Annotated in this window: 16 protein-coding genes and 1 tRNA gene; 10 read left to right on the plus strand and 7 right to left on the minus strand. The window is 67.5% G+C overall.

Features of this window, described 5'->3' with window-relative positions; genetic code table 11:
• Positions 1-37: 37 nt before the first annotated feature.
• Positions 38-110 (plus strand) — tRNA-Ala (locus NMI01S_RS09380).
• Positions 111-476: 366 nt separating this feature from the next.
• Complete coding sequence (locus NMI01S_RS09385) at positions 477-2,147, plus strand: putative bifunctional diguanylate cyclase/phosphodiesterase (RefSeq protein WP_245716784.1); 1,671 nt, start codon at positions 477-479, stop codon at positions 2,145-2,147.
• 275 nt (positions 2,148-2,422) lie between these two features.
• Here NMI01S_RS09385 and NMI01S_RS09390 read toward each other — a convergent pair whose 3' ends face one another.
• Positions 2,423-3,190, minus strand: a complete 768-nt coding sequence (locus NMI01S_RS09390; RefSeq protein WP_062995721.1) for an ArsR/SmtB family transcription factor — start codon at positions 3,188-3,190, stop codon at positions 2,423-2,425.
• A 65-nt stretch (positions 3,191-3,255) separates the two neighbouring features.
• Here NMI01S_RS09390 and NMI01S_RS09395 point away from each other — a divergent pair, with 65 nt between their 5' ends.
• On the plus strand, positions 3,256-4,731 hold the full coding sequence (locus NMI01S_RS09395) for an MFS transporter (RefSeq protein WP_084512783.1): 1,476 nt from the start codon (positions 3,256-3,258) through the stop codon (positions 4,729-4,731).
• A gap of 56 nt (positions 4,732-4,787) precedes the next feature.
• Positions 4,788-5,663, plus strand: a complete 876-nt coding sequence (locus tag NMI01S_RS09400) for a PhzF family phenazine biosynthesis protein (protein WP_062995524.1) — start codon at positions 4,788-4,790, stop codon at positions 5,661-5,663.
• Between the two features lie 511 nt (positions 5,664-6,174).
• Here the strand turns inward: NMI01S_RS09400 and NMI01S_RS09405 are convergent.
• The 5 genes from NMI01S_RS09405 to NMI01S_RS09425 form a co-directional block, all read right to left on the minus strand.
• Entirely contained in the window at positions 6,175-6,369 is a 195-nt protein-coding gene (locus tag NMI01S_RS09405; protein WP_062995525.1) for a hypothetical protein, read from the minus strand.
• Between the two features lie 184 nt (positions 6,370-6,553).
• Complete coding sequence (locus tag NMI01S_RS09410; RefSeq protein ID WP_062995526.1) at positions 6,554-6,985, minus strand: DoxX family protein; 432 nt, start codon at positions 6,983-6,985, stop codon at positions 6,554-6,556.
• Between the two features lie 127 nt (positions 6,986-7,112).
• A complete protein-coding gene (locus NMI01S_RS09415; RefSeq protein WP_062995527.1) occupies positions 7,113-7,622 on the minus strand; it encodes a DUF5994 family protein in 510 nt (169 codons plus the stop codon).
• Between the two features lie 42 nt (positions 7,623-7,664).
• Complete coding sequence (locus NMI01S_RS09420) at positions 7,665-8,027, minus strand: DUF5994 family protein (RefSeq protein WP_174554467.1); 363 nt, start codon at positions 8,025-8,027, stop codon at positions 7,665-7,667.
• Positions 8,028-8,138: 111 nt separating this feature from the next.
• Positions 8,139-8,633, minus strand: coding sequence for a DUF5994 family protein (locus NMI01S_RS09425; RefSeq protein ID WP_062995529.1), 495 nt, complete (start codon positions 8,631-8,633; stop codon positions 8,139-8,141).
• A 214-nt stretch (positions 8,634-8,847) separates the two neighbouring features.
• Between NMI01S_RS09425 and NMI01S_RS09430 the strand changes: the two genes are divergently transcribed.
• The 5 genes from NMI01S_RS09430 to NMI01S_RS09450 all read left to right on the plus strand — a co-directional run bounded on the left by NMI01S_RS09430 (position 8,848) and on the right by NMI01S_RS09450 (position 12,692).
• Complete coding sequence (locus NMI01S_RS09430) at positions 8,848-9,585, plus strand: TetR/AcrR family transcriptional regulator C-terminal domain-containing protein (protein WP_062995530.1); 738 nt, start codon at positions 8,848-8,850, stop codon at positions 9,583-9,585.
• Positions 9,586-9,914: 329 nt separating this feature from the next.
• Positions 9,915-10,349: a DUF5994 family protein gene (locus NMI01S_RS09435; protein WP_157126101.1), complete on the plus strand. Its 435-nt coding sequence runs from the start codon at positions 9,915-9,917 to the stop codon at positions 10,347-10,349.
• Positions 10,350-10,422: 73 nt separating this feature from the next.
• Complete coding sequence (locus NMI01S_RS09440) at positions 10,423-10,914, plus strand: DUF5994 family protein (RefSeq protein ID WP_062995532.1); 492 nt, start codon at positions 10,423-10,425, stop codon at positions 10,912-10,914.
• A 140-nt stretch (positions 10,915-11,054) separates the two neighbouring features.
• Positions 11,055-11,534 (plus strand): DUF5994 family protein, encoded by a 480-nt coding sequence (locus NMI01S_RS09445; RefSeq protein ID WP_062995533.1) that lies wholly within the window; start codon positions 11,055-11,057, stop codon positions 11,532-11,534.
• 252 nt (positions 11,535-11,786) lie between these two features.
• Complete coding sequence (locus NMI01S_RS09450) at positions 11,787-12,692, plus strand: hypothetical protein (protein ID WP_062995535.1); 906 nt, start codon at positions 11,787-11,789, stop codon at positions 12,690-12,692.
• A 36-nt stretch (positions 12,693-12,728) separates the two neighbouring features.
• On the opposite strand, the gene NMI01S_RS09455 is transcribed toward NMI01S_RS09450, so the two are convergent.
• Positions 12,729-13,373: a TetR/AcrR family transcriptional regulator gene (locus NMI01S_RS09455; protein WP_062995537.1), complete on the minus strand. Its 645-nt coding sequence runs from the start codon at positions 13,371-13,373 to the stop codon at positions 12,729-12,731.
• A 62-nt stretch (positions 13,374-13,435) separates the two neighbouring features.
• Here NMI01S_RS09455 and NMI01S_RS34015 point away from each other — a divergent pair.
• A partial coding sequence (locus NMI01S_RS34015; protein ID WP_157126102.1) for a carboxylesterase family protein occupies positions 13,436-13,627 on the plus strand: 192 nt, incomplete at its 3' end.

The following is a 13,627-nucleotide window of genomic DNA, read 5'->3' on the forward strand; positions in this document are numbered from 1 at the left end:
GCTAAAGTTCTCCTCCGTTGGCCCGGAAACGAGCCACGGGGCTATGGCGCAGTTGGTAGCGCGTCTCGTTCGCATCGAGAAGGTCAGGGGTTCGATTCCCCTTAGCTCCACCCACCGAAGCAGCCGCAGGTCATCGACCTGCGGCTGCTTCGCTGTGTGGCATTGCCCGAACACGTTGCGTGGTTGACATCGGGGTGGCCGTGTCGTGCAGGTCTACAAGGTCGGCGGTGACCTGGATCCTGTGATCCCGATGACGCACAACGGGCTCGAGATCATTGCGGAGTCAAGGCTCGGCTAGTGCTCCGACCTGGGTATTCCGCCCTTGATGGGGTGGCTAGTCTGGAGAGATGCGAGGAGTCGGAACCCGGGGTGGTTCCCGTACTCGGGCGCGGGCGGCATCAGTGGTAGCAACAGCGAGCCTCATGTCCAGGACTACTGGGGCTTTCTTTTTCGTCGGCGGACTGCTCGCTGCCGTGGTGACCGCATTGACAGGCGAGGGGCCGGGTAGTCGCGCGGTCGTGTTCGGGGCAGCGCTGGTCGCGGTGCTCACCGGCATCCTGGTGTATCTGGTGGGTGCGCGGATGCCGGTGCGCGCGCACCCGATCTTGGTATCGCTCGGGACCGTGCTGATCACCATTGCCATTCATTGGCTCCCCGGCGACACCGCCGCGGTCACGCTGTCGTCCATATACGTGTTCGTTGCGTGCGATGCCGCGTTCTTCTTCAGCACGTACGTCACCGGCCTGGAGATCGGGTTCGCCGTGGTGTGCTGCATGGCGGTGTTGGGCACTCGCGAGCACCTGCAATGGTGGACCGGGGTGATCGCGGCCGGGGTGACCGTGATGGTCGGTGTGGTGGTCACGATTGTGGCCCGCAGAGCCGCAGAAGCCGACATCGATGTGCTCACCGGCCTGCTCAATCGGCGCGGTTTCGATCGATTGCTGAACGCCGAGATCGCCAAGGCCGGGCGGCTCGGCCAACGCCCCGCGCTGGTGTTGGCCGACCTGGACCGCTGTCAGACGGACGACGACGGCCACCTCGACCAGCCCGCGGGCGATGCGGTGCTGCAGCACGTCGCCGACACCTGGAGTGAGCTGTTGACGCCGGAACAGACGCTGGCCCGGCTCGGTGGCGACCTGTTCGCGGTGCTGCTGCCCGACACGACCGAACGGGCCGCGGTCGGGCTCACCGACCGCATGCGCGCGGCGACAACTACCGGCTGCTCCGCCGGCGTCACGTCATGGCAGCCGCGTGAACCGGCGTCGATGCTGGTCAGCCGGGCCGATGTGGGCCGGTATCGGGCCAAGCAGGCAGGTCCCAACCAGACCAGGCTGGAATCCGGGCAGCGCGTTGCCCTGGCTGAGGAAATGCGCCGGGCCATCGCGGAAGACACCAACCTGGAAGTCCTGTACCAGCCGATCGTCAGCCTGCCGCTCGGCGACAAGGTGGTCGGTGTGGAGGCGTTGCTGCGCTGGTCTTCGGCCACCGAGCCTGGCCTCAGCACGATCGAGGTGATCCGCGCCGCGGAGGAGTACAACTTGATCGCCGACCTGGACCAGGCCGTACTACGCCGGGCGTGTGTGGACGCAGTCACGCTGCGGAGAACTGTTGCGGATCTCGACCTCACGCTGAACGTCAATGTCAGCGGTCTGGAGCTGGCCGACAGCGATTACGGCAATCGGGTACGGAGTACTCTGCGCAGCACCGGCTGGCACGCTGGGCAGCTGGTGCTCGAGGTCACCGAGACGCAGTTGGAGGCCGAGTCACCGAACGCGATCCACAACCTGAGCGCCTTGCGGAACGCCGGCGTACGCATCGCTATCGACGACTTCGGCACCGGTTACTCATCGTTGAGCAGGCTGGCGGCCATTCCAGCGGACATCCTCAAGGTGGACCGGTCCTTCGTCGCGGCGATCACCGCGGACTCGCCCGCGCCACCGCTGCTCGGGGTGATCAAGGCGCTCAGCACCGCGCTCGACATGGAGGTCATCGCCGAAGGGGTCGAGACCGCGCACCAAGCGGCAGTGCTCACCGACCTCGGCTTCTCGCTGGTGCAGGGCTACCACTACAGCGGCCCCCGAACCGTGCAGGCGATCCTCGACGAACTCATCACGCAGCGCGGCAGAGCCGTGCACAACGAGCAGTGATCACCGGCACCTGCACCGACCGGGTTTCCGTTGCGCGCACACGCGCCCATTCGCCGGCTTCCACAACTCGACAACGAGCACAGCACGCCAATGGCCGCCACAATAACCACAGGGGTGCCGCTGCGTCGGCATCGTCGGTGTCGCCGAACAAACTCGGACTCGCGGATCCGGGTGCCGTCGGTGAGGGTGTCCATACACGTTCGGGCACAAGGCCTCTGCCCTCCGCCGTGAACGCCCGGATCGCGGAGGGCACCGCTGCCTGTACCAGTGGGTGTTCAAGCTCTGGCGAGTACCAGACCGAGTGACTGCTCGAGGCCCGCGGCGCCCTGGTCGGTCAGGTGGACCAGGCGCGGGGCAACGCCCCAGCGCACCCAGTCCAGGTCGAATAGTCGGGCGGTCAGGGCTGCGCCGAGGCCGCCGGCCAAGTGGTGGCGGTGCTCGCTCCAGTCGACGCAGTAGCGGATCGCGGGCCGGCGCGGTGGCAAGCGGTCGGTATCGACGCCGAGTTCGCGGAGTTGTTCCCGGCCGGTGTCGGTGAGTTCGTAGCGGATATCGCGGCCGTACGACGACAGGCGGTCGCGCACCGCTTCCGCGGGGCGGTGGAAGCCGTCGTGCCCGGTGAGCACGCCACGGCCGAGCAGCGCCTGCATCAGGGCGACACCGAGCTGTCCGGCCAGATGGTCGTAGCACGTGCGGGAGCGGTACAGGGCGTTGGTGCGGTTGCTCTCCTTCAGGGAGTTGATGGGCAGCGCCGGCGCGACGAGTGCCAGCGCCTCCAAGGCCGCGCTGATCTCAGGGCCCGCGAGGCGGTAGTAGCGGTGCCGTCCCTCCTGCGCGACCGTGACGAACCCGCCCTCCACCAGCTTGGCCAGGTGCGCGCTGGCCGTCGCCGCGCTGACCGCGGCCTCGCCCGCGAGCGCACTCGCGGGCAGAGCGCGGCCATCGGCCAGGCATTTGAGCATGACGGCCCGGGAGGGATCGGCGATCAGGGCGGCGGCGCGGGCAATGTCGGTCTGGTGCTTGAGCGGGTGCGGATCCGGCATGACGACAGCGTAGGACAGCGACACTTCGATGGCTGACGAAGCATCCGGGGTCGATGATTTTTCCCATGACCTTCACGGACTTCGCCGCTCGACCCGGGCGCGCCGCCGGAACACCCCGACCGGCGGCGCTTTCCGGCACGGATAACCCGCGACCCGCGCTCGCGCCGGCCCCGCTGGTCGCGCTCAGCCTCGGCTACTTCCTGGTGATGCTCGACGTGACGGTTGTCAATGTCGCCCTCCCGGACATCCGCGCCTCCCTCGGCGCCCGAGCCTCCGCCCTGCAGTGGCTCGTCGACGGCTACAGCACCGTCTTCGCGGCGCTGCTCCTGCTCGGCGGCGGCCTCGCCGATCGGTTCGGGCACCGCCGGGTCTTCCTGACCGGCCTCGGGATTTTCACTACCGCGTCGGTGGCATGTGGCCTCGCCACATCTCCCGGCCTGCTGGTCGCCGGACGGCTCGCCCAGGGTGCGGGCGCCGCGCTGCTCGTGCCGGCCTCGCTCGCACTCTTGCAGGCCACCTACCCCGATCGCACGATGCGGGCCAGGGCAGTCGCCCTCTGGGGCGCGGTTGCCTCCGTCGCCTTCGGCGCCGGTCCGGTCGTCGGCGGGGTCCTGGTCTCTGCCCTCGACTGGCGCTTCGTGTTCTGGCTCAATCTGCCCGTCGGCGCTCTCGCCATGCACCTCACCCTGCGCCACCTCCGCGCCTCCGCCCGCACGACAGGAGTCCGCCGGATGGACCCGCTGGGACAGATCCTCGGCGTCGTCGGGCTCGTCGCCTTGGCGTACGGCTTCAACGAGGCAGGCACGCACGGCTGGACGTCCGCGTCGGTCCTGGCTGCCTTCGGCCTCGGCGCCGCCGCGCTGGTCGCCTTCGCCCAGGTCGAGCGCGCTCTGGAGAAGCGGGCGGCGGGCGGCCGCGGCGAGCGCGCGCCACTGCTCCCGCCGTCGCTGTTCTGCTCCCCGGCCTTTACCGGCACCGCCGTGATCGGGTTGCTGATCAGCCTCGGCTATTACGGCATGCTCTTCCTGACCACTCTGTACTTCCAGCAGGAGCGCGGCCTCGGCGCCCTGGCCACCGGCTTTGCCCTGCTGCCGTCGGTGTGCATGGGGTTGATCGCCGCCCCGCTGTTCAGCCGGATCGTTGCCCGCACCGGCCCGTACGTCCCGATGGCCGCGGGCTTGGCGCTGGGCACCACCGGCTTCCTCGGCTGGCTGGTCGCCGGGTTGCACACTCCTTATTACGCGCTGCTGTTCGCCCTGGTTGCCACAGGCCTCGGCCAGACCACGACGGCCCTGGCCGCTACCGCCGCGATCATCGACGCAGCCCCGGCGTCGGGGGCGGGCATCGCCGCCGCCGTCTTCAACGTCTCCCGGCAGGTCGGCAGCACTGTCGGGGTTGCGCTGTTCGGCACGCTCGCCGCCTCCGGCGATTTCATCCCCGGTCTGCGACTGTCGGCAACCCTTGCTGCCGCGGCCTTCGCCACCGGCACCCTGCTGGCACTGTTCGTCTCGAGGAAACGGGGCACGACCGACGGCCAGTGACCCCCTCGATTCCCCTCCACTTTCGCAATCCGGCTCCGCCAGAAGGGATCCCACCCATGACCACTCCGACCACCACCGACGTCCTGCACTACACCGCCTTCGCAACCAGCCCCCACGGCGGCAACCCCGCCGGCGTCATACTCGACGCCGCCGGACTCGACGACGCCGCGATGCTTGCGATGGCCGCCGAGCTCGGTTACTCGGAATCCGCCTTTCTCACCCCCAACCCCGACCCTGACGACCTCAGGTCCTTCACCCTCCGGTTCTTCAGCCCCAAGGCGGAAGTGGACTTCTGCGGCCACGCCACTGTGGCCACCGCCGTCGCGCTCGGCGAACGATTCGGAGCCGGGAACTTCGACCTCCACACCCAGGCGGGTCGGGTGCCGGTCGCTGTCCACGAGGTCAACGGAACGCTGAAGGCCACGCTCACCAGCGTGCCACCGCGGGTGTACGAGGCAGACCCGGCGGATGTCACGGAAGCCTTGGCGGCGCTCGGCTGGACGAACCGGGAGTTGGATGCCGCGTTGCCCCCGAGGATCGCGTACGCGGGGGTGCACCACCTGGTGCTGGCGGCCGCCACACGGGAGCGACTGGCCGACCTGGACTACGACTTCGACCGCCTGCTCGCCCTGATGCGCCGGCTCAACCTGACCACGGTGCAGCTGGTCTGGCGCGAAACCGCGACGGTCTACCACGTCCGCGACCCATTCCCCGTGGGCGGCGTCGTCGAAGACGCCGCCACGGGCGCCGCCGCTGCCGCCTTCGGCGCGTACGCCCGCCAGCTCGGTCTGGTCCCGCCGCACGCCGAGCTGACCCTCCACCAGGGCCACGACATGGGCCGCCCCTCGCTGCTGGAAGTTGCGCTGCATCCGGCCGAGGAGCAGATCCGGGTGTCAGGCACCGCAGTCCGGCTCTGCCCACCGCTCCGGTGATTGCGGCGGTCCATGCCAGTTCATCGGCCTGCAACGAGGCCAACCCGGTGATCATCTGTTCGGCCATCACCGATCACCTTCCGGTGCCGCCCGGCGGGTGCCGACAGGTTTGATCCGGGTCTCCGGACCTTCCACCGTGAGAGTGTTCGGGTTGTGGAGCGTTGGGCCCACTTTGATCGCAGGTCAGGGCGGGTTTCCTCCGCCCGAATACCTACCTCGTTGGTCGGATCTTCCAACAAAGTCCCAACTAATTCGCTGCGCGTGGTGCGTCGAACCGACATGTCAGGCGAGCCGGTCTGGTTCGGTCTCCTCGGGTGCGCCGGAGCTTGTGATCGCCGGGCCGCGGGCCTCGAGCCGTAGGCTCCGGCCCAGGCTTTCAGCGCGGACGTCCACTCCGGGTCACGCCACGTCCGCATGCTTTCCGCGCGCGTACCGTGTGCGGTGAACAGCCGCGAGAGCTCGTCGAACTGCGTCGGCGTCACGAATATCAGTTAGTGGTCTTCGCTGGAACTCAGCGATCCTGCTCGGCATCCTCGGCGTCGAAAGCGGCGAGCCAATCCCAGGGCAGCGCAGCGGGGTAGCCCTGCAGCGATGCCAACTGCTCGCGTATGGAGTGGGGATCCTCCTCGCGGAAGAGGATCACCATACCCGGCATCCCGTCGGGGGATTCGGCGTTGCGAACCCATTCGGCGACTAGATCTGCCATGCCCGAACCATAACGGCAGGGGGACGACACACTCCGGTGTCAGTTCCCGCCGATACCAACCGATCTCGGATGCACGCAGCGACTCCGGTGGGACAGCCCGACCAACCCGACCGGACCGTCCCCGTCACGCACAACGCGGCTACCGGCGGCTGGGTGCCACCGGTAGCCGGGCGTTATGCGCGGGTCATCGCTTGATCAGCGCGCCCAGGGCGGTGATCGAGTCCCGGCGTTCGTAGGCGATCCAGGCGAAGATCGCGGTGAGCACCAGCGGGAAGGGAGCCAATTCCGGCGCGCCGGCCAGGAAGGCGTTGAAGCCGGCGGCCAGGAAGGTGACGATCGCCAGGCCGATCGCGGCGGCCGCGGTCAGGCGGGGCACCATGAGTCCGATCCCGCCCGCGACCTCGGCCAGACCGATGAAGACCAGCAGCGCCAACGGGATCGAGAAGGCGGTGGCGTTGTTTTCCATCAGGGTCTGCGGGATGACGAGCTTCGGGCCGCCGGAGGCGATGACGAAGAACAGGCCGAGCACGATCTGCAGGGTCCACAGGACGCGGTTGCGGATCTTGCCGGGGTGGACGGCGGCGGTGGTGGTCCGGGTGGCGGTGACGGCGGTCATTTCTCGTTCCTTCTGGCTCGGTCGCACCGGGTTGGTGGCGCGTTCACCAGTAGGACGGGGACGGTCCGGAAAACTCATCGCCGGGGTCGAAAAAAACTTCACCGCGCATGAATCTTCAAGGCCACCACTAGTCCTCGGAGCTCCATCGGCGCACGGCCTCCGCTCGTGTGGTGCGATCTCGTCGTTCTCCGGGGCTGATCATCAACAGGTCGTCCACGGTGGAGACGTCGCCGGTGGCGGATGCGGTGTCCATTGCGGCGACAGCTCGATGGTCGTCGGTGTAGGGCGGGATCACCAGGAGGTCCAGTCGGCGGTCACGGGTGCCCAGCATCTGGATCGTGTTGACGGCGCCGGTGCGGTGGCCCTCGAGGCGTATGGCCAACCCCTCGATGACCAGATCGCTGGGCGCGCTCGCCCACTCACCGAGACGGTAGGTGATCCGGCGGATCGGGCCCAGCCGGCCTGTCACGGTTGCCAGCAGCGCGGGCAATTCGACCATGAGATTGTCACTGCGCGGCCACCACGCGCCGTCGACGTAGCCGGTCTTCGCCGAGTCCGGCTTCAGCCGCAGTCGCGGTATTCGGTCGTCGGCCGGGTCGGAGCTTCGCCGATGCGTGCGGTCGTTGGCCTCTGTCATAGCGACGGTCCTGCCTTGGTCGGTATCGGCCGCGTCCCGGTGTCACGGCCCGGGCGGCGGGCTGAGGTGTCCTGCCACCGCGAGGCGCATACGCTCGCGTGCGACCTCGGGTGCCGTGCCGGCTGGGATCACGATCAGTGCCAGTGCGGTGTTGTGTGCTCCGTAGAGGCGCATCACGTCGGGAGGCTGGCTGCCACTGGCGCCGTGCACGCGGATGTGGTCGTCGGTGTCGATGCGCCGCTGGGCGATACTGGTCGCATTCCATTCGAAGCCGACGCGCATCGTGGGCCCGAGGCGGGGGGTGACCGCACTGATCAGGTCGTGGAGTTCGGACGTGAGGTTCGTGGTCCACGGCCACCAGGCGCCGTCGACGTTTCCGGGGAGGGCACTTCGCCCACGTAGCATCAAACGCGGTGTGCGCGTAGGTGTTCGGAAAGGCTGAAGCTCGTCGGGTGCGGACGTGTCAGCTTCGAAGCCGCTGACGACGGGGCGGCGTACATGCAGGCGAGGCATGATTTATTCCTGACGCAGGGTGACGGCGTCCACCATCGCGGAGTGGGCGGTACGTCCGTCGGTGGATGGAGGGATCACGCGTAGCACCGTGACCGCGGAATCGGTGCCGACGACGTACATCGTGTTCCGCAACTGGAACCGGTACGGCTCTAGGCTGATCGCATGTTCTGCCGCTGTCACCTGCCGTGGCGGCGGCGTCCAGCCGTCTGGATCGTAGACGATCCGATCGACCGGACCCAGCCGAGTTGTCAAGGCAGCCACCAGCTCTGGAATCTCCGTCGCGAGATCGGTAGATCTGGGCCACCACGCGCCGTCGATGTAGTCGGAACGGCGGTCTTCCGGCTTCAGCCGCAGTCGCGGTGGGCGGTGGGTGACCGCAGGTTCGGACAGTCGGGTCGAGGGCTGAGCCGGGGTGCGTTCGGGCACGGGGTCGAGATAGCGCCGGATCGCCTCCGGAAAAGCCTTGGTCTTGTGCGCGAATGTGTGAGCGATTGCCATGGTGACCGATCCTTTGCTCGTCGAGATGGAGCGTGGCGGCCGAAATAGTCGGCACTCGACCTGTGCCCGATTCCGCATCGACAGCTCAGGACGCAGGGGTCGGTGCTGGAAGATGTGCGGTTCCTCCAGTACACGCCAATGTCGAGGTAATGTCAACGTTGTAGGTCTACACTGCATTGCTACAGTGTTTTCCGGCAGTGAGAGAGGCTGCGCCATGGACGAATCGTCACCGGACCGCCCGGGTTTCGCGGACATCGCCGACGCTGGTCGTGCCGCGAACGGCCGGGGCGCCGGCCAGGTCACGCGTGCCGGAGTGCTGGCGGCAGCACTGGCGATCATCGATAGCGACGGCGTCGAGGGGCTATCGATGCGCCGTTTGGCCGACGTGGTGGGCCGGGACCCGATGGTGATCTACCGGCATGTACCGAACAAGGCGGCGGTGCTCGACGGTGTCGCCGAACTCGTCTTCGGGCAACTGCGAGTGGACAGTTCGGACCCGGATTGGGGCGGCCGGTTGCGGATAATCGCTCGTGATTTCCGCGAACTGGCGCTGTCACATCCGCGGGTGGTGCCGTTGCTGGTGACGCGACCACTGGCCACGCCGCTCGGGCAGCGTTCGCAGGCGATGCTGCGGCCACTGGAGGATGTACTGGCGTTGCTCACCCGTGCCGGTTTCTCCGGCGCCGACGCGCTGCACATCTATCGCGCTCTGTTCGGTTTCCTCTACGGCCATGTGCTCAATGAGCTGCAGGAAGTGGTGGAGCGTCCGGAAGAATCCGACGAAGTGTTGCGACTCGGCCTGCATCGGCTGCCGGTCACCGAGTTCCCGTTGCTGCGCCGACTCGCCCCGGTGCTGGCCGACTACGACGGTGAGGCCGAGTTGGAACGCGGGCTCGACATCCTGCTGGCCGGCCTGACGGCCACGCTGCCGCACCCCGGCGCGGCGCTGTAGCCGTAATCCACGCCGATTCCCGGGTTGAGTGACGTGGGTATGGGTAAGACGAGGGCAGGTAACCGCGTCTCCCGGGAGACCGCAGTGCCGAGAGCGCGCCAGTTCAAATAAGCAGCTGGCGCGGTCGCCTCTATACGGCCTGCCGCTCACGCGCGGCCGGGCCCTCTCGCTCCGGTCGGGCCATCCACCGCTTCCGCTGGCGCCGTGAGCGGCACATGCGGGGTGTAGGCTCGAGTCATTCGGCGGCATCACGGGCGCTGACCAGCAGAGGTAGCGCCCTTCCCGAATTCGACATGCGCCCTTTCCCGAGGTCGCGGCAGGAGCGTCCGATGACGCCACTATCGATGAACGTGCCTTCGGTGGCGCGTGGGCGCACGCGCGATGACGCTCCCCGGTTACGCCTGCGTCCGGACACCGAGGCGAGCGGCTACGTCGATGCGACCTGGTGGCCCCGATCGAACAATCTGGTCGCCGAAATTCCGAGGCTGATCACCGCATTCCGTGCGCGAGCAGGGCCGATAGGGCGCATCGTCTACGATCCGCGCGCATGGTTACCGACCGGCGGGGCGCACTTTATCCTGGCCGGCCGCAACATACGGCTGGACCGGTATCCGTTCGAACTGTTCGGCACCATGTACCTGTGCGGAACCGACGGTACGGTGATCGTGCTGCGAGCCATTGCCTCTGGCACCGACCCACTCCTGGCACGGTCCGCGCTCGCGGCGGCGGGGCCTGCTGCCTCGATCGTCCCGGTCCGGAAATGACCGTCATGAAGTGTGCCCCGCAAGGCAGAGTCAGGAGTGTGGATATGAAGCGGCCGACAGGACGTGCCGGGTCATGACCGCGGGAGAACCCGATCCCGCGCCCGGCAGCTCGGACCGCACCGGGCCACTGCGCGCCCGGATGCACACCGAGCCCCCGCACACCGGCTGGTTCGACGGCGCTTGGTGGCCTTACGGTGAGAATCTCACCGCCGAACTGCCGTCCCTGCTCGCGGTGGTGGAGCCTCTGGTCGAGGCGGTGCACCAGGTGATCTATCACCCCGGCGACTGGGCCGGCGCGCCACCCGGCTTCCGATCCGGCGGAACGTGGGTGCGGCTCAACGGATTCCGTCGTAAACCAGCCCACACCCTCGACGTACTCGGCATCGCCGGTGCCAGGATCGGCTTACTGGTCGTACCGCCGCACACCGACCCGGCAACCGCGCACGCGATCCTGGCGACCGCGGCGACGCCCGGCGACGTCTCCCGGATCCAAGACCTGCTCGCACCGCCGGACAACCCCGCCCCGCGCGAACCCGCATTCGACAGCGATCGGGACCACTCCTGATTCCATTCACGCAGGTCGCCGGAGGTGTCAGCGAGTAGGCTGGGCAGTATCCAGAGACACCTCGCATGCCGGCCAGCCAAGGTCGCGTCGTCTCCGATTCGAATTCCGGCTTCTCGCGGAGGCTGTGACAGGAGCGTCTCATGACGCCACGCTCGACGGGCTCGCATCCCGCACAAGCTCGTCGCCTACCGCTCTGTACACCCCGATTGCGTGTGCGCCCGCGCCGCGACGGCACCGGCCGTGTCGACGGTGTGTGGTGGCCTCGCACGCATGACCTCGCCGCCGAACTTCCGGGACTGCTCACCGTTCTCCGGCCGCACCTGGGACCGGTACGGCGAGTCGTCTACGACCCCACCGGATGGTCCCCCTCCAGCCGGCACCTCCAGCTCGGCAGTCATCGAATTCGCTTGGATCCCTATCGGTTCGAGCTGTTCAACACGATGTACGTGTGCAGTGCGCACGGCGCCCTCGTCATGCTGCGGGTAGTCCTCTCCACCACCGATGGCACCGTGGCGAACGCGGCGCTGGCAGCGGTACCGGACGGGAAGCCCGCGCCCGAGCGACAAAGCCCGGTCACCACGGAGCAGCGTTTCGGAAAGCGGCAGCCGGCGTTCAAGTAGTGGGCGGCCTCTGATCTCTTGCGCCACAGGGAAGTTCAGACCTCGCGGCGATATCCGCTCATGCCGCCCGCCGCGTCGATCGAACCGGCTGTGCTCGCGGATGATCGTCGACGACCTCAGCGAACAGCGTAAATCGCAGCGCCGCAGCGTGAATGCCGTCTCGATGTCGACAACTCCGCAAAGTAGTGCGGCGATCGGGAGGGAGAGCGTCAGCCCCTTCACGTAGCATCGAATACGGAGGGGAGCGGACTGGTGCTGACACTCGAGGGCATCGAGGGCGATGCCATGGCAAGGTTGAGCCGACTGTGGCGGACTGTCACCGGCGATCTGCCGCACCCGCCGCACATCATGCGGCAGTGGTTTCGTGGTGCGCATCCGGGGGAACCGGTGGTGAAGGTGTGTCTGGTCACCGGTCAGGAAGCACCTCACGCCGTTTTGGCGCAGGCTGCCAAGGTGATACGGCGCGAGGGCCTCGACGAGCGCGGACCGGCAGCCGGTGACGTCGTGCACGGCAAAATCGGCGACGACGACCTCCTCGTGCAATGGCGTGACGGAATTGTGCTCGTGATCATGACCAGCGAGTACAGGCCGGTCACCGAAGCGCTGCCGGCCGGTCTCGATCAGTTGGTCCCGTATCGCGAGGGCGATGCGTACTCCGATGATGTCGGTCCGTCCCCGCGCGTCCACGATTCCGCGGCTGCTACGGCTGCGGTGCTGGAGATGGCGGTGCGGCTGCGGGATGCCTACATCCGAGGACGGTTGGAACAGATCGAGCAGACGGACAGGCGTTCGGCAGATCGTTTCCGCGGGGTGCGGACCGACGATTTTCTGGATCGTGGCGCGCAAGTCCTGGGGGCATCCGGTTTCGGATTGCTCATCGGCGGCGGCGTCGCACTCTTCGATCCGGATCACGCACAGGCTGCTGTGAAATCTCTCCTGTTCGGCGTGACGCTTCTCCTGTGTTGCGCCCAGATCCTTCTCGTAGAACGCCGCTTCTGGCCGATTCTGGGTGCGGCAGTGGGCGGAATCATCGCTTTCATGATCATCCATTGGCCTGGGTTACAGATCGCCGGATACGCGTTTCTGCTCGTGGAAGCGGCGCTCTACGCGTGGCTGCTACCGCGGTATCGCGCCGAATTCCGGGCAAATCAGACCTGACTTCGACCTCATCGGATGCACTGTCGAAGCCGCGGGTTATCGCCTGCGGCTCTTCTCGTTGTTCGGCGCGTCGAAGGCAAGGGCCACGAAACGGGTGATCACCGTGGATGCTTCGCTGGGGGCGACGTCGCCACGGGCCAGTTGCAGTAGCAAGCCCTCGACGAGGGACAGCAGTCCGCGCGCGGTGGACAGCGCGTCATCTCGCGAGTATCCGGCTGCGGGGAGGGTGGCGGCGATCGCGTCCGCGAGCCGGTCGGAGCCGGCGGAGAGGCGGGCCGACATCTCCGGATTTCGGGCGGCTCTGTTGACCACGGCCAGCCATGCCATCACCTGGATGCGCCAGCTGTCGTCGCGGTGTCGTTCGGCCGCGGGATCGGGGACGGCTCCGGGGATCATGCTCCGAAGTACTTCGCACACAGTCGATTCGGCGTCGCGCGGGTCGGCGAGGGTGGTGAGTTGATCGACGAGCCGCTCGTCGAGCATGTCGACCACTCCCCCGACGGAGTAGTCGAGAAGATCGTCCAACCCGGCGAAGTAGTGCTGCAGCGAACCGAGCGACAACCCCGCCTCCGCGGCGACCCGGCGCAGGCTCACCGCGTTCCAGCCCTCGCGGTAGGCCAATCGCCACAGCGCGGCCGCCACATCGTCGCGTCGTTGTGTCCGATCGACGATCTTCGGCATCGCACCTCCTTTTTAGTACAGTGACTTATATCAGATTTCTGCCGAAGCAAGGGAGGGGCACGATGGATGTGGTCGTTCGCACGGCGTGTGGGGCGGTCCGTGGCGAAGCGCGACAGGGGTATTCGGTCTTCTTCGCCATTCCCTATGCCGCACCCCTGGTCGGTGTCCGCCGCTTCCAGGCCCCGGCTCCGCCGCGGCGATGGAGTGGTGTGCGCGACGCGCGGAGGTTCGGATCCTCGGTTCCGCAGCCGATT

Origin of the sequence: Nocardia mikamii NBRC 108933 (assembly GCF_001613505.1) — a bacterium.
Taxonomy (GTDB): Bacteria; Actinomycetota; Actinomycetes; order Mycobacteriales; family Mycobacteriaceae; genus Nocardia; species Nocardia mikamii.